This window comes from Ralstonia sp. Ralssp135 (assembly GCF_047304345.1).
Lineage (GTDB): Bacteria > Pseudomonadota > Gammaproteobacteria > Burkholderiales > Burkholderiaceae > Ralstonia > Ralstonia chuxiongensis.
Genome location: NZ_JBGLYZ010000025.1, coordinates 12,229 through 32,187, shown reverse-complemented (window position 1 = coordinate 32,187; position 19,959 = coordinate 12,229). Strand labels below are relative to the sequence as shown.

At 63.8% G+C, this 19,959-nt stretch carries 23 protein-coding genes; 4 read left to right on the top strand and 19 right to left on the bottom strand.

Annotated features, from left to right (window positions below):
- Positions 1 to 16 precede the first annotated feature (16 nt).
- Entirely contained in the window at positions 17 to 403 is a 387-nt protein-coding gene (locus ACCD03_RS17200; protein ID WP_009239249.1) for an antibiotic biosynthesis monooxygenase family protein, read from the top strand.
- A gap of 73 nt (positions 404 to 476) precedes the next feature.
- Here ACCD03_RS17200 and ACCD03_RS17195 read toward each other — a convergent pair whose 3' ends face one another.
- From ACCD03_RS17195 to argS, 5 genes are all read right to left on the bottom strand, one after another.
- A complete protein-coding gene (locus tag ACCD03_RS17195; RefSeq protein ID WP_316677166.1) occupies positions 477 to 1,322 on the bottom strand; it encodes a helical backbone metal receptor in 846 nt (281 codons plus the stop codon).
- Positions 1,319 to 2,119 carry an SDR family oxidoreductase gene (locus ACCD03_RS17190; protein ID WP_413412383.1) on the bottom strand — a complete coding sequence of 267 codons (801 nt, stop codon included), beginning with the start codon at positions 2,117 to 2,119 and terminating at the stop codon, positions 1,319 to 1,321. The genes ACCD03_RS17195 and ACCD03_RS17190 overlap by 4 nt, the downstream gene beginning before the upstream one ends.
- Positions 2,120 to 2,238: 119 nt before the next feature.
- On the bottom strand, positions 2,239 to 2,895 hold the full coding sequence (locus tag ACCD03_RS17185) for a thiol:disulfide interchange protein DsbA/DsbL (RefSeq protein ID WP_413412382.1): 657 nt from the start codon (positions 2,893 to 2,895) through the stop codon (positions 2,239 to 2,241).
- A 161-nt stretch (positions 2,896 to 3,056) separates the two neighbouring features.
- Positions 3,057 to 3,767 carry an SPOR domain-containing protein gene (locus ACCD03_RS17180; RefSeq protein ID WP_045202381.1) on the bottom strand — a complete coding sequence of 237 codons (711 nt, stop codon included), beginning with the start codon at positions 3,765 to 3,767 and terminating at the stop codon, positions 3,057 to 3,059.
- A 60-nt stretch (positions 3,768 to 3,827) separates the two neighbouring features.
- Entirely contained in the window at positions 3,828 to 5,618 is a 1,791-nt protein-coding gene (gene argS / locus ACCD03_RS17175; protein ID WP_413412381.1) for an arginine--tRNA ligase, read from the bottom strand.
- Positions 5,619 to 5,795: 177 nt separating this feature from the next.
- On the opposite strand from argS, the gene ACCD03_RS17170 reads away from it, so the two are divergent.
- Positions 5,796 to 6,119 carry a DUF1840 domain-containing protein gene (locus ACCD03_RS17170; protein WP_024976829.1) on the top strand — a complete coding sequence of 108 codons (324 nt, stop codon included), beginning with the start codon at positions 5,796 to 5,798 and terminating at the stop codon, positions 6,117 to 6,119.
- A gap of 128 nt (positions 6,120 to 6,247) precedes the next feature.
- Here the strand turns inward: ACCD03_RS17170 and ACCD03_RS17165 are convergent, their stop codons facing one another.
- From ACCD03_RS17165 to ACCD03_RS17155, 3 genes are all read right to left on the bottom strand, one after another.
- The gene (locus ACCD03_RS17165; RefSeq protein WP_045202384.1) at positions 6,248 to 6,805 is read right to left on the bottom strand and encodes a ferritin-like domain-containing protein; all 558 of its coding nucleotides are present in this window, start codon (positions 6,803 to 6,805) and stop codon (positions 6,248 to 6,250) included.
- Between the two features lie 35 nt (positions 6,806 to 6,840).
- On the bottom strand, positions 6,841 to 7,269 hold the full coding sequence (locus ACCD03_RS17160; RefSeq protein ID WP_413412380.1) for a hypothetical protein: 429 nt from the start codon (positions 7,267 to 7,269) through the stop codon (positions 6,841 to 6,843).
- A gap of 143 nt (positions 7,270 to 7,412) precedes the next feature.
- The gene (locus ACCD03_RS17155; protein ID WP_004633727.1) at positions 7,413 to 7,586 is read right to left on the bottom strand and encodes a DUF1328 family protein; all 174 of its coding nucleotides are present in this window, start codon (positions 7,584 to 7,586) and stop codon (positions 7,413 to 7,415) included.
- A 221-nt stretch (positions 7,587 to 7,807) separates the two neighbouring features.
- Between ACCD03_RS17155 and ACCD03_RS17150 the strand changes: the two genes are divergently transcribed.
- Positions 7,808 to 9,250, top strand: coding sequence for a CHASE3 domain-containing protein (locus tag ACCD03_RS17150; RefSeq protein WP_045202553.1), 1,443 nt, complete (start codon positions 7,808 to 7,810; stop codon positions 9,248 to 9,250).
- Positions 9,251 to 9,332: 82 nt separating this feature from the next.
- Here ACCD03_RS17150 and ACCD03_RS17145 read toward each other — a convergent pair whose 3' ends face one another.
- From ACCD03_RS17145 to ACCD03_RS17115, 7 genes are all read right to left on the bottom strand, one after another.
- Positions 9,333 to 9,473 (bottom strand): entericidin A/B family lipoprotein, encoded by a 141-nt coding sequence (locus tag ACCD03_RS17145; RefSeq protein ID WP_024976825.1) that lies wholly within the window; start codon positions 9,471 to 9,473, stop codon positions 9,333 to 9,335.
- A gap of 73 nt (positions 9,474 to 9,546) precedes the next feature.
- Complete coding sequence (locus ACCD03_RS17140) at positions 9,547 to 9,987, bottom strand: response regulator (RefSeq protein ID WP_045202387.1); 441 nt, start codon at positions 9,985 to 9,987, stop codon at positions 9,547 to 9,549.
- A 102-nt stretch (positions 9,988 to 10,089) separates the two neighbouring features.
- Positions 10,090 to 10,722 (bottom strand): response regulator transcription factor, encoded by a 633-nt coding sequence (locus ACCD03_RS17135; RefSeq protein ID WP_009277190.1) that lies wholly within the window; start codon positions 10,720 to 10,722, stop codon positions 10,090 to 10,092.
- A gap of 311 nt (positions 10,723 to 11,033) precedes the next feature.
- The gene (locus ACCD03_RS17130) at positions 11,034 to 11,447 is read right to left on the bottom strand and encodes a hypothetical protein (protein WP_045202389.1); all 414 of its coding nucleotides are present in this window, start codon (positions 11,445 to 11,447) and stop codon (positions 11,034 to 11,036) included.
- A 241-nt stretch (positions 11,448 to 11,688) separates the two neighbouring features.
- Positions 11,689 to 14,415 carry a methionine synthase gene (gene metH / locus ACCD03_RS17125; RefSeq protein ID WP_325649208.1) on the bottom strand — a complete coding sequence of 909 codons (2,727 nt, stop codon included), beginning with the start codon at positions 14,413 to 14,415 and terminating at the stop codon, positions 11,689 to 11,691.
- 17 nt (positions 14,416 to 14,432) lie between these two features.
- Complete coding sequence (locus tag ACCD03_RS17120; protein ID WP_413412403.1) at positions 14,433 to 14,786, bottom strand: bleomycin resistance protein; 354 nt, start codon at positions 14,784 to 14,786, stop codon at positions 14,433 to 14,435.
- 26 nt (positions 14,787 to 14,812) lie between these two features.
- Positions 14,813 to 15,853: a homocysteine S-methyltransferase family protein gene (locus ACCD03_RS17115; protein ID WP_045202391.1), complete on the bottom strand. Its 1,041-nt coding sequence runs from the start codon at positions 15,851 to 15,853 to the stop codon at positions 14,813 to 14,815.
- Between the two features lie 151 nt (positions 15,854 to 16,004).
- On the opposite strand from ACCD03_RS17115, the gene ACCD03_RS17110 reads away from it, so the two are divergent.
- Positions 16,005 to 16,397: a rhodanese-like domain-containing protein gene (locus ACCD03_RS17110; RefSeq protein WP_024976820.1), complete on the top strand. Its 393-nt coding sequence runs from the start codon at positions 16,005 to 16,007 to the stop codon at positions 16,395 to 16,397.
- A gap of 113 nt (positions 16,398 to 16,510) precedes the next feature.
- On the opposite strand, the gene ACCD03_RS17105 is transcribed toward ACCD03_RS17110, so the two are convergent.
- The 4 genes from ACCD03_RS17105 to ACCD03_RS17090 all read right to left on the bottom strand — a co-directional run bounded on the left by ACCD03_RS17105 (position 16,511) and on the right by ACCD03_RS17090 (position 19,897).
- Positions 16,511 to 16,768: a DUF3567 domain-containing protein gene (locus ACCD03_RS17105; protein ID WP_012760982.1), complete on the bottom strand. Its 258-nt coding sequence runs from the start codon at positions 16,766 to 16,768 to the stop codon at positions 16,511 to 16,513.
- A gap of 319 nt (positions 16,769 to 17,087) precedes the next feature.
- A complete protein-coding gene (gene pcaD, locus ACCD03_RS17100; protein ID WP_316677187.1) occupies positions 17,088 to 17,927 on the bottom strand; it encodes a 3-oxoadipate enol-lactonase in 840 nt (279 codons plus the stop codon).
- Between the two features lies 1 nt (position 17,928).
- Complete coding sequence (locus ACCD03_RS17095) at positions 17,929 to 19,059, bottom strand: DUF3108 domain-containing protein (RefSeq protein WP_413412379.1); 1,131 nt, start codon at positions 19,057 to 19,059, stop codon at positions 17,929 to 17,931.
- Positions 19,025 to 19,897, bottom strand: coding sequence for an IclR family transcriptional regulator (locus tag ACCD03_RS17090; RefSeq protein ID WP_253536107.1), 873 nt, complete (start codon positions 19,895 to 19,897; stop codon positions 19,025 to 19,027). Before ACCD03_RS17090 ends, ACCD03_RS17095 begins: the two co-directional genes overlap by 35 nt.
- Positions 19,898 to 19,959: the final 62 nt, after the last annotated feature.

The following is a 19,959-nucleotide window of genomic DNA, read 5'->3' as shown; positions in this document are numbered from 1 at the left end:
TCCACCGGAGCCGACCATGGCTGACCAGCATGACGTTCTCGACGACAGCGCCGTCGTCCTGCCGTTTCCCGCACAAACGCCGACTGCGCCGTATTACGCGGTGATTTTTTCCTCCACGCGCACCGACGGCGACAACGGCTACGGCGCCATGGCCGACCGCATGGTGGAGTTGGGGCGCAGTATGCCGGGGTTCCTCGGCATCGAATCCGTACGCGATGAACTGGCCGGCGACCAGGGGCGACCGGGCATCACCGTGTCGTATTGGTCGTCGCTGGAGGCCATTCGCGAGTGGAAGAACCAGAGTGACCACCTTGCCGCGCAGAAGCTGGGGCGCGAGCAGTGGTACGCGTCGTACCACCTGCGCATTGCAAAGGTGGAGTACGACTATGGGTTCGAGCGATAACGCATCGCTGTGGCCAACAAAAAACCCGCCAACCGGCGGGTTCTTTTTTTTTCTGCGGCCTGATGATTCAACCTTAACGCAGGGTCTTCGCAAACTGCCCCAGGTATCGCACGCCGTCGATTGCGCGGCTGCCGTACCACGACACCATTTCGCCATCGACGAGATAGACCGGTTTGCCGATCTGCTTTTCCAGCGCGTCGACATGCTCTTCGGTAAAGCTGTAAGGCTCGGTGGAGAGCAGCACGCAGTCGATGTTGCGCACCACCTCATCGCTCCAGCGGAACGTCGGGTAGCGCGTGTCCGGCCGGTTGGGGCGGGCGCAATCGCCGCTCTTGTCGGTGCCGCATTGCACAGGCGCCGGATCGTCCGGCCACGTATGGCAGTTCACGAGCTTGAGCATGCGCGAGATGTACGTGTCGCGCGATACCGTCATCCACGGGTCTTGCCAGATGGCGTACAGCACGCGGTGCGGCAGGAAGTGGCGGCCGCGCAGTGCCTCCAGCTCCTGCGTGAGCGCATCCGACAGCTTCTGCGCCTGCGCTTCGCGGCGAAAGATACCGCCCAGCAGTTGGTATAGCGCGAGGTTGTCTTCCGGCGAGCAAGGATGCGTGACGATGATGTGCGGGATGAATTCGCGCAGCTTGTCGACGGTCGGGCGCGTGTTCTCGTCAATGTTGACGATGACGTGCGTGGGCGCCAGTTCGCGCAACTTGTCGAGTTTGACGGTCTTGGTGCCGCCGACCTTCGGTACGTTGCGCACCGCTTCGCGCGGGTGGATGCAGAAGCCGGTGCGGGCGACCAGTTGATCGCCCAGGTCAAGCGAGAACAGCAAATCGGTAATCGAGGGGACCAGGCTGGCGATGCGCGGTGTGGTGTCGACAGGGGCGTGCGCGATGCCAGCCGCATCGGTGTAAGTCATGACGAAATCTCGGGGTTGCGGGGTTTGCGCCCGGCGCGCGCAAACGCAAAGTCATAGAGCCCGCGCGGCAGCACGTGCAGCAGCTTGGCGACGATGCCCATCGGCCATGGCAGCACCGTGAAGCGCACGCCGCGACGGATCGCATTCACGGCTTTCTGTGCGAAGCGGTCCACCGGCATCAGGAAGGGCATCGGATACGGATTGTGTTCGGTCATCGGCGTCTGGATGTAGCCGGGGGCGATCGTCACCACGCGCAAGCCAAGCGGGCTGAACTCCACGCGCAGACTCTCCATCAGCTTGATCACCGCCGATTTGGAGGCGCTGTACGCCGCCGCACCGGGCAGCCCGCGCACGCCCGCCACGCTCGCTATGCCGACCAGCGTGCCGCCAGGCTGCCCAGGTTTGGCGCGTGCCAGCATCGGCCCGACGAACGGCTGGAACGTGTTGAGCACGCCCATCCAGTTGGTGTCCATTACGACGGCAAAGGCTTTCAGGTCGCCGGGTTCGCGCAAGTCCGTGCCGACCGAGATGCCTGCGTTGGCGATCACCACATCGGGCAGCCCAACTGTGGCGATAAAGGCGTTGGCCACGTCGCGCATTGAATCAGCGCTACGCACGTCGGCCGCGTAGCAATGGCAGCGGCTCTGGATACCGGCAGGCAGCGTCTGCACAAACTCATGGAGCGCGTCGACACGTCGTGCGACCAGCCCGATCTTGGCGCCCTGCGCTGCGTACTGACGTGCCAGTGCCTGCCCGATCCCGCTGGAAGCGCCCGTAATGAAGACGATCTCGCTCATGTCGATGTCCTGTTGGTGTGAAGATGTGAAGAAGGCCGACGCACAAAAAACGCCCGCACAGGGGCGGGCGTCGATGGCGGTGTCACGCCCGGGCAGAGGCCCGGAAACGCGGCAACCCGTCACATCTTGCGGTTGCGCACCTGGTCGACGAGGTAGTCGAGCGTTTGGGCGGCGCCCACGTTGCTGCCTGCATCTGCCGGCGAGGTGGTGTACTTGCCCTGCACGACCACGGTCGGCACGCCTTCGATCTTGTACTGATCGGCCAGTTGCGCGGCGCGTTTGGTATTGGCGTTCACACTGAACGAGTTGTAGGTGTCGCGGAACTGCTTCTCATCGACGCCGTTCGCGGCCATGAACTTGGCGATGTCATCCAGTTCGGACATCGAGCGGTAGTTCTTGTGCAACTGGTCGAACACGCGGTCATGCAGCGTCTTGCCGCTGGCGTCCTTGGCGTCGAGCTTGCCCAGCGCCTCCAGCGTGTAATAGATGCGGGTATGCGGCTCCAGCTTGGCATTGAAGGCCACCGGCACGCGCTTGATCACCACGTCCTTGCCTTGCTTGGCGACCCACGCCGTCCAGGTGTTTTCAAAGTCGTAGCAGTGCGGGCAGCCGTACCAGAAGAACTCCGTCACTTCGATCTTGCCTGCGGGCACGGGCTGCGGCGTTTGCAGCACTTTGTATTCCTTGCCGGCGATCGGCGCGGCATTGGCCGGTGCGGTCATCAGGAAGCCGGCGCCAGTGGTGAGGGCGATCAGGAAAGCAGCGAGTTTTTTCATGGTGAATGGACGACGGATTAGACGACGAACTGGACGAAGTAACGGAAAAACCAGCGAAATCGAGTGCCGAACCGCTCGACGCGGGTGTCAGCGTAACTGAATCTCAGGTTTCTGACCGATCACAGCCCGCGGGGTTCAAAGCGGGCTGCGCGGACTGCACGTTACTGGCGGGCGAAGCGGATGACCGAAGATTCCACGCCTGTCGATTGCAGGCGGCTGCGCACGGCGGTCATCTCGTCGAGCGAGTTGAACGGCCCCAGGCGCACGCGATACATGGTGGCGCCGTTCACCTCGCGCTGCGTCACCTTGGCTTCAAAGCCTTGCATGGCCAGATTGCCCTTCTGGCGCTCAGCGTCTTCGGAGGATTTGTAAGCGCCAACTTGCAGGAAATACCCCGTCTTGGCGGCATCCTGGCGAGCAATCTCGGCAATCGGGTCCGTCACCGGCTTCTCGTTCGAGGCAGTGACCGGCGGCTTGGGCGGCTTGGCGCCCGGTGCGCTTGCCATCTGCGGGGTCGAGCTCGGTTGGGCCGGGTGAATGGTGATGCCCGGCGGCGGATTGTTCTGCTCGGCGGTCTGATCGACCGGCTTGGCCGGCACGCGGCTCCACAGCGGCGCGTTCGGGTCCGCCGCCTGCGGGGCGCTGGCCTGCGGCGCGGGTTGTGCCGGCGCAGGAAGCGTGTTGACCACGTTGCCCGCTTCGCTCGGCTTGGGTTGCGCGCCGCCACGAGACACGAACGGTACCGGGGCCTTGGTGATGTACACCGCCACCACCACGGCGATCGCCAAACCGACGATCAAGCCCAGCACCAGACCCAGAAACGTGCCGCCCCGTTGCGAGCGGGCACGGGAAGATTGCGTATTGCGTGCCATGTCGATCCTTCTAGAAGCGCCCGATTATAAGAGCGCCGTGTGATGCCAAATCGTGCGCATTTACATCTTTTGCGGCGCGGACACGCCGATTACCGCCAACCCGTTGCGCAGCACCTGACGCGTGGCGGCCAGGAGCGCCAGACGGGCACGCTTGACGGCCTCGTCGTCGACCAGCACGCGATCGGCGTTGTAGAACGCGTGGAAATCGCCCGCGAGGTCGCGCAGGTAGAACGCTACGGCGTGCGGGGCCAGTTCGCGTGCGGCGTCGGCCAACATGTCGGGGAATGCGGCCAGGCGTTGCACCAGGGCTGTCGCCTGCGGGCTGACGTCCGGGCCCGTCACCGCAGCCAGATCGGCGTTGGTGAGCGACGCAGGGTCAACGCCTGCGCGTTCGAACACCGAGCAGATGCGCGCGTGCGCGTACTGGACGTAGTACACCGGGTTCTCGTCGCTTTGCTTGAGCGCCAGATCGACGTCGAAGACGAACTCGGTATCGGCCTTGCGCGACAGCAGGAAGAAGCGCACGGCGTCGCGGCCACGCGTGAAGCGCGCGGGCCAGTTCGGCTCACCGGCATCCACACAAGCGCGGATGGTGTCGACGCCAGCTTCGCTCTCGGCATCCCCGTTGGACCATTCGATCAGGTCGCGCACGGTCACATACGAGCCGGCGCGCTTGGAAATCTTGACCTCGGCGCCGTCCTTCATCACCGTGACCATCTTGTGCAGGACGTAATCCGGATAGCCCTTCGGGATGCCGATGTTCAGGCCCTGCAGGCCGGCGCGCACGCGGGCGATGGTGCCGTGGTGGTCGCTGCCCTGAACGTTGATGACCTGCGTGAAGCCGCGGCCCCACTTGGTCGTGTGGTACGCAACGTCGGGCACGAAGTAGGTGTAGGCGCCGTCGGACTTGCGCATGACGCGGTCCTTGTCGTCACCGTCGTCGGTGGTGCGCAGCCACAGCGCACCTTCCTGCTCGTACGTCTTGCCGGCAGCAACGAGCGTGTCCACCGTCTGCTGCACCTTGCCTTCGGTGTAGAGCGACGATTCCAGGTAATAGCGGTCGAACTTCACGCCAAAGGCTTGCAGGTCGATGTCCTGCTCGTTACGCAGATACGTCACGGCAAAGCGGCGGATGGCTTCGATGTTTTCCACATCGCGCTCGCCCGTCACGGGCTCGCCATCCGAGGCGCGTACGGTCTTGCCGGCGAGGTAATCGGCGGCGATGTCGGCAATGTAGTCGCCGTTGTAGGCGGCTTCGGGCCAGTTGGCGTCACCGGGTTTGAAACCGCGCGCGCGGGCCTGCACGGAGACGGCCAGATTGTGGATCTGGACGCCGGCGTCGTTGTAGTAGAACTCGCGGTGGACCTTGTGGCCTTGCCAGTCGAGCAGGCTCGCCAGCGCATCGCCCAGCGCGGCTTGGCGGCCGTGGCCGACGTGCAGCGGCCCGGTCGGGTTGGCCGAGACGAATTCCACCAGCACGGGCGCGCCGTCATGTGTATTGGCGGCGCCGTAGCGGTCGCCCTCGGCAAAGACGGCGGCAATCACGTCGGCGCGCGCGGCGGCCGACAGGCGCAGGTTGATGAAGCCAGGGCCGGCGATCTCAACGGCGGACACCAGGCGTTGGCCGCGGGCATCGGCGCGGATGGCATCGGCGATCTTGCCGGCCAGCTCGCGCGGATTGGTGCCTAGCGGCTTGGCGAGCTGCAGCGCGACGTTGCAGGCAATGTCGCCGTGCGCGGCCTGCTTGGGGCGCTCCAGGACGATCTCCGGTCGGGCTTGGCCCTCGGGCAGCAGGGAGCCGACGGCGTCGGACAACAATTGGGCGATCGTCTGTTTGTGGGAGGGCAGCATAAAGAAACCATGACGCCGGCAGTGCTGAAATGGATTGAAATCCAGTTCTGGCGCCGCCAGTTGCGTTGTTCGGGGAAAAGTACGAAATTTTATCAGGTGAGCCGTGGTCTCAGAGGTATCCGCCCCCAGTCATGGCAATCTGCGGCTCCCCCACCCAACCAAGGGAAACAAGAAATCATGATCACCTTTACTTCGCACGCTTCGCAAAAATTCTCGATGCAGAAGGATCTCGCCATGGTGCTGCTCGGCGTGATCGGCAAGACGCTGGGCGAGCGCGGTGTCATCACGCCCGAAGAAATGCCCCACGCCATCGATCGCCTCAAGCGCGCCATCAAGGATGACACGCACCAGGCACATATCAAGGTGGCCGAACTTTCGGCGCCCGAGCTGGACGAAGACGGCGAAGAAGAGCCGCCGCATCTCGGCCAGCGCGCCTATCCGCTGCTGCACATGCTGGAAGAATCGCTGGTCGAGAAGTCCAGCGTGCTCTGGGGCGTCTGAGTTTCGGGCGCAGGCCAAAAAAAAATGCCCGGCCGCCAAACGGGGCGGTCCGGGCATCCGGCCACACGGGCCGGGAGCGGGGGAGGGGGCTGGCGCGTTGGCCGGTGTCTCGTCCTGCTGCGTTTGCGTTATTGGTCGTGGAGCATGTCGGACAGTTCGTCCGCGTGTTCTTCCTCAACGGCCAGAATCTGTTCCAGCACGCGCCGCGTGGTGGGGTCTCGGTCCCCGATGTAGCGGATCATCTCAAGGTAGCTGTCGATCGCGATCCGCTCGGCAACCAGGTTCTCCCTGATCATCTCGACCAAGCCGTCGGCTTCCACGTATTCAGAATGGCTGCGCGTGGACAGGCCTTCCGGGTTGAAGTTGGGCTCGCCGCCCAGTTGCACGATGCGCGTGGCGATGCTGTCGGCGTGCGCTTGTTCCTCGTTGGCGTGCACCAGGAATTCTGCGGCGATCGGCTCCGCGTTGATGCCCTTGGCCATAAAGTGATGGCGCCGGTAGCGCAGCACGCAGATCAGCTCCGTGGCCAGCGCCTCGTTCAGCAGCCGCAGCACGGTTTCCCGATCGGCTTTGTAGTCTTCGGTCACCGCGCCTTCCTCGATGTGCTTGCGGGCACGTTCCCGCAAGGTTTTGATGTCAGTGAGGAAGCCGCTTTCCGAGGGGGCGGCGACGTTGGTCCGGCTCATGTGTTTGCTCCTGCGGGGTGATTGGCGGGTTGGGTTTATTCGCTGGCGTCGCGCCGGCTGCTGCCGCCGGCCAGCGCCACAACCAGCCCGATCGCCGCGCCAATCGCCACGGCTACACCCACTGACTTGAATGGCGCAGCAGTAATGGTTTCTTCGGTGCGATCGAGCGCCCAGTCCATGCGTTCGCGGGCTTGATGCGCGCGGTCGTTGGCGACTTGGCGCAGTTGGTCGGCACGCGCATGCAGCGTGCGGCTGGCGCGCCGGGCTTCGGTGCTGCCTTCGTCGGTCAGTGTATGGATGGCGTTTTCAAGGGAGCGCAGCAGGCTTTGCACGTCTTCCACGGCGGGGCGAGCGGCGTACCTGGCGTGGTCCACGGCGTCGCTGGCGCTGTTCATGGCGCGGTGCGCGCGATCATTGACGTCATCAATTCGGCTTCGGACGCGTTGGCTGGCAAAGAGTGACATGGTGAAGCTCCTCATCGTGGCGCCGCGGGAAACACACACGGGCGGCGCGGTTGGTTCGGGTGCAATTTCGGCGCTTGCGAAAGCGGGCCGCATGTCAATGGCATAGCAAGACACGGGCCGCGCTCGCGCCTGGGCTGTCTGCGCTAATCGACCGCCTTGAAGACCGTGACGCCCAGCACCAGAAACAGCACGAACAACACCACAAAGATGAAGAACAGGACCTTGGCGATACTCGCCGCGCCTGCGGCAATGCCGGTAAAGCCCAGCACGCCGGCCACCAGGGAAATGATGGCGAAGATGAGTGCCCATTTCAGCATGTTGTCGTCTCCGATTCGGATGGATGGGGATGCAGGGCAACGGCACATTGCGTGAGGCCGGCGCCCTGTGGCGTACTCCACGCACATCGCGTGCCTGACCGGGGTGCGCCCGAAGTGTCGCCCGGGGCGCCCACGCGGTATCATCCGAATTGCCAAAAAAACACAAACGCAACGCGCGCCGCGTCGGGCGGTTTGACGCGTTTCCTATGGGTCTGCATGCCATGCGGTCATCCTTGCGCTCCACTCTGCTGCTCGCCGGCGGCATTCTGCTGACGCTCGGGGTGCTGATTGCCTCGGAGACGGGCAACATCCGCCTGAGCCAGGGCTATCGGCAGGTGATTCAGTCGCAGCAGGCTGAAACCGCCATCAACGAACTGCTTGCCGAGCTGGTGAACGCCGAGGCCGGGCAGCGCGGTTTCCTGCTCACGGGCAAGGACGAATATCTCGATCCGTACAACAAGGCCATTCCGCATATTCATGCGTTGATGGCAGAAATTCGTGATCACTACGCCAACGATCCGGACGCGCTCAAGCTGTTCTCGGAGACTGCGCTCCAGGTGAGCCGCAAGCTTACCGAGATGGAACTCACGCTGATTTACGGCAAGCGCGACCTGGAAGTGGCGCTCGATCTGGTGCGCACCGATTTCGGCAAGGCATCGATGGAAGCGGTGCGGCAGGGTCTGGATCGGCTGCGTCAGCGCGAGATCGCCACCGTGGCCCGCAGCCTAGAACACGCCGAGCGCGATCTGGCGCTGTCGCGCTACGGCATTGCGCTCATCACGGCGGTCAACATCATCCTGCTGGTGGTGCTGGGCATGCAGCACGCCAAGCGTCTTGCCGTGACGGAGCGCGAGCGCGACATGGCGGAGGAAGAAAGCCAGAAACTCGACCGCATGGTGCGTGAGCGCACGCGGCAGTTGTCCGACTTGGCCGCCCACTTGCAGCGCGTGACCGAAGACGAGAAGACGCGTCTCGCGCGCGAGCTGCACGACGAGCTGGGCGCCATCCTCACCGCCACCAAGATGGACCTGCACTGGCTGCGTTCACGCATTCACGCCAACGAGCCGGCCATGAGCGAAAAGATCACGCGCGTGATGGCCCACGTGGATCAGGGCATCCAGATCAAACGCCGCCTGATCGAAGATCTGCGCCCGACGATTTTGCTCAACCTGGGTTTGGTGGAGGCGCTTTCGCAATTGACGGAGGACGTCGGCACGCGCAACGGCTGGCATACGGAAGTGAGCCTGCCCGACGACATGCCCAAGCTGACCGACGATGCGGCCATCGCGCTGTATCGCATCGTGCAGGAATCGCTGACCAACGCATCGAAATACGCGCATGCGACCACGGTGTCGGTGGCGCTCGATGTGGATGACCAGGGCGTGCGTTTGCGCGTGCGCGACAACGGCCGTGGCTTCCCGGCCGATATCGAGCGGCGCCGCATGGTCGGCCATCACGGCCTGCTGGGGATGGAGCAGCGCGCCATTGCGCTGGGCGGCACGCTCGTCATCGATTCAATGCCAGGCGGTGGTGTGACGATCATCGTTGAGCTGCCTCCCACCGATGCCGTATTCGACCGAGGTGCGGCCAACGAGCCGTCTGGCATGCAGGCGCTGACTGGCGGTATTGCGCCCGCGCCGGGCCACGGTGGTGCGACGGTTTAAGTCGCCCCGCGTGATGTCAACGCCCAAACAAAAAGCCCCATCGCGGGGCTTTTTGTTTTTGATGCCGGTGTAGCTGACGGCGTTACATCTTCTGCTTGGCGTTGTCGGCCGAGTTCTCCAGCTTCTGACCACCGGTCTGGAGGTCCTTGCCGGCTCCGGCCATGGTGTTGCAGCCGGCCAGGAATACACACGTCAGTGCAAGTGCGGCACACAAGGTCTTCATCGAACGCTCCTTGGGGGTGAGAAATGGCGTTGGGCGCGCGCCACGACAGCCGACGCGGCGGGCGCGAAGAATCTCAGGGGTGAAAGTGCTGCGCGGGCTGCTGGCGGGGGCGGCCGACGCCGGCGCGCTCTTCGATCACCTCGAACACCTTGTCGAGTTCGAGCGATTTGTCGAAGAAATAGTTGGCGCCTGCCTCAAAGCAGCGCTGCCGATAGGTCGGCACTTGCGCGTGGTTGGTGTAGACGATGCGCACGCTGGGCGACGCTTGATCGCGCAACGTTTGGAGGACCTTGAAGCCATTGCCCTGCCGCAATTGCAGGTCGACGATCACGACGTCGTAGTTGCCTTGCCCGAGAAGGCCCAGCGCCAAGTCTTCGGTATCTGCCCACTCGACCGTCGCTACGAACGCGGAGGCCTTGAGGTATTCCAGCACCATGCCGCGAAGCACCGGGGAGTCCTCGATCAGGAGGACACGCAGGCCACGGGTGGAGAGGGTGACGGCTTGATCCAGCATGGGTTGATGTTAGCCAGCGGGTTGCCGAGGTGGTATCAGGCGTTGTCCTACATGCCAGTTGGGTTTGCGGCGCGCCGAGGCGGTTTGGCGCCCAACCGGGTGCTACTCGACCAAGCCGTTTTTGATGGCGTAATACGTCAGATCGGCATTGGATTTCATGCCCATCTTTTCCAGAATCCGCGTGCGGTAAGTGCTCACCGTCTTGACGCTAAGGAACAGCTCTTCCGCGATGATCGATACCGATTGCCCGCGCGCCAGCTTGCAGAAGATCTGGAATTCGCGCTTGGAAAGTGTCTGGTGCAGGGGTTGATCGGTCGGCTTTTCCAGACCGCCAATCAGCAGCTCGGCCACCGTCGGGCTCACATAGCGACGGCCTTGCGACACGGTGCGAATGGCCTTCACCAGCTCATCCGGCGCGCTTTCCTTGGTCAGATAGCCCGATGCACCCGCGCGAATCAGGTTGATGGCGTACTGGTCTTCCGGGAAAGTCGACAGGATCAGCACCGGCAGATCGGGATGGCGCTGGCGAGCGAGCTTGAGGGTGTCGATGCCGTTGCGATCGGGCATGGAAATGTCGAGCACCACGACGTCAAAGGCGCCGGTGCGGAGTTGCTCCATCACCTCTTCCCCGCTGGCCGCTTCCCCCGCGACTTCGATGTCCCGCTCTTCGGACAGGAACTGTCGAAGGCCGGCACGGACGATCTCGTGGTCGTCCGCAATCAGGACGCGAATCATGCTGCTCCTTATGAGCGCGCTGGGCGGGCTGCCCGGCTCTGCGCGCTGCGCTTGTTGGTTCGATACGACAGCAATTGTATCGGACTGTTGCGCCGAAACGGGGCTCCTCTTGCTGGCGCGGTCTGGGGGAGTGGTCAGCGTTTCCATAAAAGACCTCGGGAATGTGCATGAATCGCAACATGTCGATGCCTGCCACTGAGCAATCCACGTGCCTGGGCGTGCGCGCCCAAAGAAAACGGGGCGGAAGAGTTCCGCCCCGGGGTCGCTAGCGGGGCGCCGGGCCGTGCCCAGCTATCCCGCGTAGTGACGTGTTACTTGGTCTGGGTAGTGGCCGTGGCGTTTGCGCCGGCGTCGGCGCTCAGGCCAGGAGTGGTCTCAGCCTTGGCAGCCTTGCCCGACTTCTCTGCCGACTTTTCCGTCTTGCTGACCGACTTGCCGACCTTGCTGGCGGTCTTGTCGATGCCGGCTTCCGCCTTGGCCTTGTGTTCGTGCGCGGCCTTGGCGCCGTGCTCCGCCTTGGTGTCCAGTTGGCTCTTGGCGGACTCGGTGTCCAGCTTGGCGCCCGCATCGGCCTTCAGGCCTGCGCCAGTATTGCCTTGCGCCGGAGCCACGACAGCCGTGCCGTTGGTTTGCAGCGATGCGCCGGCCGACGGGGTTTGCGCGTTGGCGTAAGCCGAAGCAGCAGCGATGGCGATAGCGGACAGGGAGATCAGCAGCTTGTTCATGGAAGAGACTCCTTTCGTTCTGAACGGCCACGCGAAGGATTCGTCGCGGCATCACTCTGTGTGTGTTGAGTGAATGGGTTCAGTCTATGGAGCCCTTCCGGTTACGACTGTTAGGGGGTGTAAGCCTTTGTAATGTAAGGATCGCCCCTCTTGAAACCCCGGCGAATCCAATGCCGGTAAGGGTTTGCGGACGTAAGACACAGTGTGGATCACGCCATGTCTTAAACGTCTTGTCACAGAATCAGAGATTCGGCGCGAGGGCGCGCTCCACAAACGCGCGGTCTTCACCGCTGCGGGCGATCATGTCGTCCACTTGATCCTGTCCGATCTTGCCCAGCGTGAAGTACGTGCTGTCGGGGTGCGACAGGTAGAAACCCGAGACGGACGCAGCCGGCGTCATCGCCAGCGCTTCGGTCAGGTTCATGCCGATCTCCTGCGCGTCGAGCACGCGGAACATGTCGCGCTTGACCGTGTGCTCCGGGCAGGCCGGGTAGCCGGGCGCGGGGCGGATCCCCTTGTACTCCTCGCGGATGAGCGCGTCGTTGTCGAGCGTTTCATCCGCCGCATAACCCCACAGGTCGCGACGCACGCGGGCGTGCAGGCATTCGGCAAAGGCTTCGGCAAAGCGATCGGCCAGGGCCTTGAGCATGATCGCGCTGTAGTCGTCGTTGTCGGCTTCGAACTGCTTCTCGCGCTTTTCCACCCCAATGCCGCCCGTCACGGCAAACAGACCGATGTAATCGGCAATGCCGGTGCTCTTGGGCGCGATGAAATCCGCCAGGCAGCGGTTCGGGCGCATCACGCCATCGATGATCGGGCGCTCGCTTTGCTGGCGGATGTTGCGCCAGGTGAGCGCGACTTCCGAGCGCGATTCGTCGGTGTAGATCTCGATGTCGTCATCGTTGACGGTGTTGGCGGGCAGCAGCGCGATCACGCCGTTGGCCGTGAGCCAGCGCCCGGCGATCAGCCGCGCGAGCATGCTCTTGCCGTCGGAGAACACGCGACGGGCTGACTCACCCACGATTTCGTCGTTGAGGATGTCCGGGAATTTGCCGGCCAGGTCCCACGTCTGGAAGAACGGGCCCCAGTCGATGTACTGCGCGAGTTCGTTCAGGTCGTAGTTGCGGAACACGCGGCGGCCGATGAACTTGGGCTTGGGCGGCGTGTAGTTCGACCAGTCGATCTTCGTCTTGTTGGCGCGCGCGGCGGCCAGCGACACCATCGGCTGGGCCTTCTTGTTGGCGTGCTGCGTGCGGATGCGGTCGTAATCCGCATGCAGCTCTTCGACGTAGCGCGCGGCGCCTTCGTCCGACAGCAGGCTCGAGGCCACGCTCACTGAGCGCGAAGCGTCCGGCACATAGACGACCGGGCCTTCGTAATTTGGGGCGATCTTCACGGCGGTGTGCACGCGGCTCGTCGTCGCGCCGCCGATCAGCAGCGGGATCTTCTTCACGCGGAAGTATTCGTCGCGCTGCATTTCCGATGCCACGTAGGCCATCTCTTCCAGCGACGGCGTAATCAGGCCCGACAGCCCGATGATGTCCGCGCCTTCCACCTTCGCCTTCGCCAGAATCTCGTTGCAGGGCACCATCACGCCCATGTTGACGACTTCAAAATTGTTGCACTGGAGCACGACGGTGACGATGTTCTTGCCGATGTCGTGCACATCGCCCTTGACCGTGGCGATGACGATTTTGCCGCGCGAGCGTACGTCGCCGCCGGCCGCTGCAATCTGGCGCTTTTCTTCTTCGATGAATGGAATCAGGTGCGCCACCGCCTGCTTCATGACGCGGGCGGATTTCACCACCTGCGGCAGGAACATTTTCCCGGCGCCAAACAGGTCGCCGACGATGTTCATGCCGTCCATCAGCGGGCCTTCGATTACCTGAATCGGGCGACCGCCTGCAGCAAAGATTTTCGCGCGGACTTCTTCGGTGTCTTCGACCACGTAATCGTTGATGCCATGCACGAGCGCGTGGGCCAGGCGCTTTTCCACCGGCTCCTGGCGCCAGGCGAGGTTCTCCTCACGCTTGGTGCCACCACCCTTGTAGCGGTCTGCAATCTCCAGCAGGCGGTCGGTGGCGTCGGGGCGGCGGTTGAGCACCACATCTTCCACGCGGTCGCGCAGTTCGGGGTCGAGGTTCTCGTACACACCCAGCTGGCCGGCGTTGACGATGCCCATGTCCATGCCCGCCTGAATCGCGTAGTACAGGAACACGGTGTGGATCGCCTCGCGCACCACGTCGTTGCCGCGGAACGAGAACGACACGTTCGACACGCCGCCGCTCACCTTTGCGTACGGCAGGTTCTGCTTGATCCAGCGCGTCGCTTCGATGAAGTCGACCGCGTAGTTGTTGTGCTCTTCGATGCCGGTGGCCACCGCGAAGATGTTCGGGTCAAAGATGATGTCTTCCGGGGCGAAGCCGACCTTGTTGACCAGGAACTCGTAGCTGCGTTTGCAGATTTGGGTCTTGCGCTCGAACGTGTCAGCCTGGCCTTGTTCGTCGAAAGCCATGACCACGGCGGCCGCGCCGTAGCGCCTGATCAGCTTGGCATGGTGCGCAAACTGTTCTTCGCCTTCCTTGAGCGAGATGGAGTTGACGATCGCCTTGCCCTGCACGCATTTCAGACCCGCCTCGATCACGTCCCATTTGGACGAATCGATCATGATCGGCACGCGCGCGATATCGGGCTCCGAGGCGATCAGGTTCAGGAAGCGAACCATCGCCGCCTTGGAATCGAGCATCGCCTCGTCCATGTTGATGTCGATGACCTGCGCGCCGTTTTCGACCTGCTGGCGCGCCACGGCCAGCGCCTCGTCGAACTGGCTGTTCAGGATCATGCGCGCGAACGCCTTCGACCCGGTGACGTTGGTGCGCTCGCCGACGTTGACGAACAGCGTGTCCTCGCCGATGTTGAACGGTTCGAGGCCCGAAAGACGCATGGGGCGCATGGAGTGGTCGGTCATGATGGTGCGGGGTTCGGTCAGGCGGCGGCGTATTCGCCGAGCTTCAGCAGGTTGCCGTGCGGGTCGATCACGTAGAGCTCTTTCATGCCCCACGCGCGCACCGCCGGCGGCGCGAGCTCCAGCCCGCGCGCGGTGAATTCTTCAAACAGGGCCTGCGTGCTCGGTACACGCAGGTAGCACGACGTGTGCTCGGCAATGCGGCGGTCGTCGCACAGCCAAAAATGGATCTCGGCGCCATCGCGGCTGACGATCAGGTAGTCGCCTGCAATCAATTCCTGCGAGAAGCCAAGCCGCTCCGTATAGAAGCGGGCCGACTCCTGCAGGTCCAGCGAGGCCAGTACGGGAATGGTGCGGTCGATGCGTGCGGTCATGTCGATGGCGGGAGTGATGCCCGAGCTCAAGCGGCTTCCTTGTACTGGCCGGGCCATGCGCGCGGCTTGCGATTCGCCACGCGCTCGGCAATCGCCTTGATGTGCTCTGGCGTCGTGCCGCAGCAACCACCCACCAGGTTCACCAGGCCGGCCGATGCAAACTCGTCGACCAGGCTGGAGGTGACCTCGGGCGTCTCATCAAAACCGGTGTCGCTCATCGGGTTGGGCAAGCCGGCATTCGGGTAGCACGAGACGGCCGTGTCGCAAATCTTCGCCAGCTCGGCAATGTACGGGCGCATCAGCGCGGCGCCCAGCGCGCAGTTCAGGCCAAAGGTGATCGGCTTGGCGTGGCGCAGGCTGTTCCAGAAGGCCTCCACGGTTTGGCCAGAGAGAATGCGGCCGGAGGCGTCGGTAACGGTGCCGGAGATCATCACGGGCACGCACTCGCCGGTGTCTTCGAAAAGCTGATCAATGGCGAACAGCGCCGCCTTGGCGTTGAGCGTGTCGAAAATCGTCTCGACGAGGAACACGTCCGCGCCGCCTTCGAGCAGCGCTTTGCCCTGCTCGTAATACGCGTCGCGCAGCAGGTCGAAGCTGACGTTGCGGGCGCCCGGGTCGTTCACGTCGGGCGAAATGCTGGCGGTCTTGGGCGTCGGCCCAAAGGCGCCCGCCACGAAGCGGGGCTTGTCCGGCGTGCTGTATTTATCGCAGGCCTCGCGTGCCAGGCGGGCGGCCACGACGTTCATCTCGTACGCCAGCTCTGCCATCTTGTAGTCTTCCTGCGCGATGGTCGTCGCACCGAAGGTATTGGTTTCGATCAGGTCGGCGCCGGCCGCTAGGTATTGCTCGTGGATTTCACGGATGACGTCGGGTCGCGTGAGCACCAGCAGCTCGTTGTTGCCCTTCACGTCGATCGGGTGGTCGGCAAAGCGCTCGCCGCGGTATTGCGCCTCGGTCAGCTTGTAGCGCTGGATCATGGTGCCCATCGCGCCGTCCAGTATCAGGATGCGCTCGCGCAGCAGCGCGGGCAGGTTGGCGGCACGGGTGTAGGGCAGGGGCGCGGTCATGGGAGGGGCTCCGAGGTGCTGCGGCCGGTCAAATATTCAGAATTTGCGGCCAAAGGTGAATTTTACCAGTCGCATCAATGACTTGCCGCCGTTGTGGGCAATCGCGCTCCTATAATCCACATCACGCCCTTTGCCCGCCCTGCCGCCTGCTATGCAACTGCTCGATCCCACAGACGCCCACGCCTTCCTGGAACGCACGCCCGCCGCGCTTTTTGTCGACTGCCGCAGTGAAATGGAACACCTGTTCGTGGGTCATCCGGCCGGCGCCCATCACGTTTCATGGAACGACGGCCCGCATTGGGAGGTGAACCCCGAGTTCGTGCCGACCGTGCGCAAACTGACCGGCCATGGCGTCGAGCGTCCCATTGTGCTGATCTGCCGGAGCGGCAATCGCTCAGCCGCTGCGGCGCACGCACTGGAAGAGGCGGGTTTCCGTGATGTCTATGTCGTGCGCCACGGCTTCGAGGGGGACCTAGACAGCACGCGCCATCGCAACACGCTCAACGGCTGGCGTCATGCGGGCCTGCCGTGGGAGCAATGCTAGAAGGGCGCTATCGACCCGATAGCCGATCGACACATGAAAAAACGCCCGGCAGCGCCATGCTCCGGGCGTTTTTTGTTGATCCGTCTGGCGGGCGATCTTGCCCGCGCGGTAGGTCAGTGCATCGTCACCGGCTGCGTCATCACCGTGTCGAATTTGCCGAGAAAGTCGTCGACTTCTTCAACGGTGGGCTCGCTGGCGATCAGCTTTTTCACATCCTCGCGGAAATGCTCGGCCAGCTCGCCGCCGAGGAAAATTTCACGTTTGAGGTTCTTGTCCACGATCTCGTAGCCACCCGCTGCCAGCATGGCGTGTTGGCCGTCTACACCGAACTCAACAACACAGTAGTTGTCGCTGTTGTAGATCATTTGCATGGTGCACCTCCGAGGCGTCAATCGTCTTGCTGTTGTGGGGACTGCTCTACTGCTGCACCGGGTAGATGGGGCCCACGACCACGACTTCAAGGGCCGATCAACTCCCGCCTCCTGACCGTTCTGCCCCATCTGCTCCTTGGGCTTAATGATCGGTCACAAAGTTCGCGAAGGCGAGGCGAAATGTGTGACGTGCGTTGTGATCGCGTAACAAGACCTTTCCGCTCCTGCACCGAAAGAAGCAACCGGCCTTCCGCCGTTTGGCGGGTAGACGACGGGCCGTGTGCGGGGCGCTTGCAACTATCGACAAGGCAAGCAGGCCTTATGGCGTGTCACATTGGCTCCCGCATCCTGCGTGCCCGAAGAACTCATCCAGATCGGCGAGAAAGGCCTCCTCCTGTTCGATAGGGGCCAAGTGTGCTGCGTCGGGAATCACTTTCAAACGGGCGTCGGGGATGTGCGAGGCGATCTCCTGCGCTACTTCCACCGGCGCACCGGTGTCTTGTTCGCCGGTCATGACGAGCGTTGGGCAAGCGATGCGCGCAAGCGAGCTGCGTGTGTCGAGCGCCTTGATGGCCAGGCATGCACCGACATAGCCGTGCGGTGGCGTGGCGCGCAGCAACTCGCGAATGCGTTCCACCACGTCGGGATGGGCTTCGCGAAACGGCGTGGTCAGCCAGCGCTGTATCGTGGGTTCGACAATGCCGCTCATGCCGTGCGCTTCGACTTGGCCGATGCGGTCGTCCCACATGGCGTGCGCTGACACCGGCGTGTAGCACACGGTGTCGCACAGCGTGAGCGAGAGCAGTCGCTGCGGGTGCCGCACTCCCAAAATTTGCCCGACCATGCCGCCCATCGACAGGCCAACGAAATGCGCCTGTTCAATCGACAGCGCATCAAGCAGGGCGGCCACATCGTCCGCTAATTGGAACAGCGTGTAGGCGCCGTGCGGCGCGCTGGTCTTGCCATGGCCGCGTGCGTCATAGCGCAGCACACGGTGGCGGCTGGCCAAGCGTTGGGCGATGTTGTCCCACAGTTGGTGGTCCACGCCCAGCGCGTGCGCAAGCACGACCCATGGGCCATCTGCACCGTCGGTACGGTAGTGGATATCGATGCCGTTGGCGCGCACCGTGCCGGAGTTGGAGAGGGCGTTGGCGTCCATGTCAGCCTCCTTCCTGGGACTGGTAGACCAGATCGAATTGCATGCCGCTGGGCTCGGTCTGGCGCAGGCGTACTGGGAGCCAACCGTGATCGGCAGACAGCCAGATCTCTACACGCCGTTTGTCATCTGCACGGCGCGGCAGTCGTATGAAGTGTTGTGCACGAATCGTGCCGTTCGGGGTGTCGATGGTTTCCTCGCCGACGTGCTGGACGCGGGCCACTTCCACGCTGTCGGTATCGGCGATCGGGAATTCCAGCGTAAGGCCCGGGCTGGCAATGCGCGCGGGGCCGCCCCGGGCCAATCCGGTCAATTGCAGGAAGACGCTGAAGCGGTCTTGCGTGCCCTCGGGCAACGGAAGCACGGCCGGCGAGCGGGTGAAAGTGACCGTGGGTGCGCCCTGCACGCCGGACGCCGGTGTGGGGTCGACAGCGTAATGGAACGTCGTCACGTCGGGTTGTCGGCGCCCGCGCACTTCTTCGTAGCGCGCGGGTGTCAGGCCATATGGGCCGACGGTGCCGGCGCTGCGAAACGCGAGTTTGCCGAAGAAGAGCGGCAACGGAATTTCCACGGCGAGCGTGTAAGTTTTGCCATCGGTGGCCCAGCGGATCACGCCATCTTCGTTGCGCACGCCGTTGACGTAAGTGGCGTACCGCAGCGTGGTCGATGGTGGCAGCGAGAATGCGTCGCCCGGCGGTGCAGGCGGCCCGCCCGGGCCTTCGCCGCTCAGATCCTTGACCACGCCGGTATCGCCCGAGGCTTGAGCGCCAGCGCTGGTGAATTCGGATGGATCCATGCTTGCCAGATCGGGCGCCGGCGACGTGGGTGTCGGCGCAGGTGGGGTCTGAGCACGCGGACGGGGCGGAGCCGGGCGGGGCTTGGGCGCAGCCGGGGGCGTTGGCGGCTGCACGGGCTCGGGATGCAGCAACAGCGCGGGGATGATCTGCTCAGGCGCCGGCGGCCACGTCACCTGACGGCTGCGCGCGATCCACACGACGGCAATGACGTGCAGCACGAGCACGGCCAGCAGCACGAGCCCGAACCGGCCAAGCCGATAGATGCGACGCCTGCGGGGTTGCATGCTGTCGGTATTCAGTTCGTCAGGATTGCGGGGCGATGGGTGCAACGTATCCAAGATCGGCGGAAAGCTGTTGTGCGGCCAGCCGCAAGCGCCGCTCCAGCGGGCTGCTCCAAGTGGTGTCGAAGGTGCTTTGTGCGCCCAACGCGATCAGCACGAGACACAATTGGCCGTTGGCGTCGAACACAGGCAGCGACATCGCGTTGATGCCCGGCAATACGCCGCCGTGGATGCGCGAGGCGCCATGCAGGCGCACGTCGGCGCAGATGGCGTCGTAGGCTTCGAGCGTTTGCGGCAGCTCGGGGTTCTCGGCGCTCGGGGTATTCCCTGCTGCCGTAATGCGGTCGAGTTCGCGCTGGATGAACGAGCGCGTTTGCGCACGCGGCAAGTAAGCGCCGAACACGCGGCCGGTGGCCGAGTTCAGCATCGGCATCACGTCGCCCAGGCGCAGGCTGACCGTTACGGGATGACTGGCTTCTTCCCAGTGAACGATGGCCGGGCCCTGGTTGCCCCAGACGGCCAGGCCGATGGTGTGATCGATCTCGTCGCGCAGCGCGGCGGCTGCGGGCCGGGCGCGGCGCATCGGATCTTGCCGGTTCAGGCTAACCAACCCCATTTCCAGCGCGAACGGGCCCAGGTCGTAACGGCCTTCGGGCGTTTGCGTGACGAGCCCCAGGCGCGCAAAGCTCACCAGATAACGGTGCGCCTTGGCGGGGTTCATGGGCGCGGCACGCGCCAGGTCGCGCAGCATCATCGGGCCGTCGGTGTGCGTGAGCACTTCCAGCAGCCGGAAGCCGACTTCGATGGACTGGATGCCCGAGCGCGCGGGCGCATCCAGCTCGCCATCGGCATCGGACTCCAGGTCGAGATCGGTGTCGGCGGGCAGCGGTGACATGGTGAGGGGTGATGGATCGGTTCGGGCCAGTTTAGCCGATGCAAGGTGTACCATCCGCGCAG

Excerpts from the sequence above, each read along its gene's own strand:
- metH (WP_325649208.1), bottom strand. The coding sequence starts at position 14,415 with ATGACCGACCACTCCATGCGCCCCATGCGTCTTTCGGGCCTCGAACCG.
- ACCD03_RS17190 (WP_413412383.1), bottom strand. The coding sequence starts at position 2,119 with ATGAGCGAGATCGTCTTCATTACGGGCGCTTCCAGCGGGATCGGGCAG.
- ACCD03_RS17110 (WP_024976820.1), top strand. The coding sequence starts at position 16,005 with ATGCAACTGCTCGATCCCACAGACGCCCACGCCTTCCTGGAACGCACG.
- ACCD03_RS17145 (WP_024976825.1), bottom strand. The coding sequence starts at position 9,473 with ATGAAGACCTTGTGTGCCGCACTTGCACTGACGTGTGTATTCCTGGCC.
- ACCD03_RS17195 (WP_316677166.1), bottom strand. The coding sequence starts at position 1,322 with ATGACTTACACCGATGCGGCTGGCATCGCGCACGCCCCTGTCGACACC.
- ACCD03_RS17185 (WP_413412382.1), bottom strand. The coding sequence starts at position 2,895 with ATGAAAAAACTCGCTGCTTTCCTGATCGCCCTCACCACTGGCGCCGGC.
- ACCD03_RS17180 (WP_045202381.1), bottom strand. The coding sequence starts at position 3,767 with ATGGCACGCAATACGCAATCTTCCCGTGCCCGCTCGCAACGGGGCGGC.
- argS (WP_413412381.1), bottom strand. The coding sequence starts at position 5,618 with ATGCTGCCCTCCCACAAACAGACGATCGCCCAATTGTTGTCCGACGCC.
- ACCD03_RS17120 (WP_413412403.1), bottom strand. The coding sequence starts at position 14,786 with ATGACCGCACGCATCGACCGCACCATTCCCGTACTGGCCTCGCTGGAC.
- ACCD03_RS17140 (WP_045202387.1), bottom strand. The coding sequence starts at position 9,987 with ATGCTGGATCAAGCCGTCACCCTCTCCACCCGTGGCCTGCGTGTCCTC.
- ACCD03_RS17170 (WP_024976829.1), top strand. The coding sequence starts at position 5,796 with ATGATCACCTTTACTTCGCACGCTTCGCAAAAATTCTCGATGCAGAAG.
- ACCD03_RS17105 (WP_012760982.1), bottom strand. The coding sequence starts at position 16,768 with ATGCAAATGATCTACAACAGCGACAACTACTGTGTTGTTGAGTTCGGT.
- ACCD03_RS17090 (WP_253536107.1), bottom strand. The coding sequence starts at position 19,897 with ATGTCACCGCTGCCCGCCGACACCGATCTCGACCTGGAGTCCGATGCC.
- ACCD03_RS17150 (WP_045202553.1), top strand. The coding sequence starts at position 7,808 with ATGCGGTCATCCTTGCGCTCCACTCTGCTGCTCGCCGGCGGCATTCTG.
- ACCD03_RS17115 (WP_045202391.1), bottom strand. The coding sequence starts at position 15,853 with ATGACCGCGCCCCTGCCCTACACCCGTGCCGCCAACCTGCCCGCGCTG.
- ACCD03_RS17155 (WP_004633727.1), bottom strand. The coding sequence starts at position 7,586 with ATGCTGAAATGGGCACTCATCTTCGCCATCATTTCCCTGGTGGCCGGC.
- ACCD03_RS17200 (WP_009239249.1), top strand. The coding sequence starts at position 17 with ATGGCTGACCAGCATGACGTTCTCGACGACAGCGCCGTCGTCCTGCCG.
- ACCD03_RS17135 (WP_009277190.1), bottom strand. The coding sequence starts at position 10,722 with ATGATTCGCGTCCTGATTGCGGACGACCACGAGATCGTCCGTGCCGGC.
- ACCD03_RS17130 (WP_045202389.1), bottom strand. The coding sequence starts at position 11,447 with ATGAACAAGCTGCTGATCTCCCTGTCCGCTATCGCCATCGCTGCTGCT.
- ACCD03_RS17160 (WP_413412380.1), bottom strand. The coding sequence starts at position 7,269 with ATGTCACTCTTTGCCAGCCAACGCGTCCGAAGCCGAATTGATGACGTC.
- pcaD (WP_316677187.1), bottom strand. The coding sequence starts at position 17,927 with ATGGACGCCAACGCCCTCTCCAACTCCGGCACGGTGCGCGCCAACGGC.
- ACCD03_RS17165 (WP_045202384.1), bottom strand. The coding sequence starts at position 6,805 with ATGAGCCGGACCAACGTCGCCGCCCCCTCGGAAAGCGGCTTCCTCACT.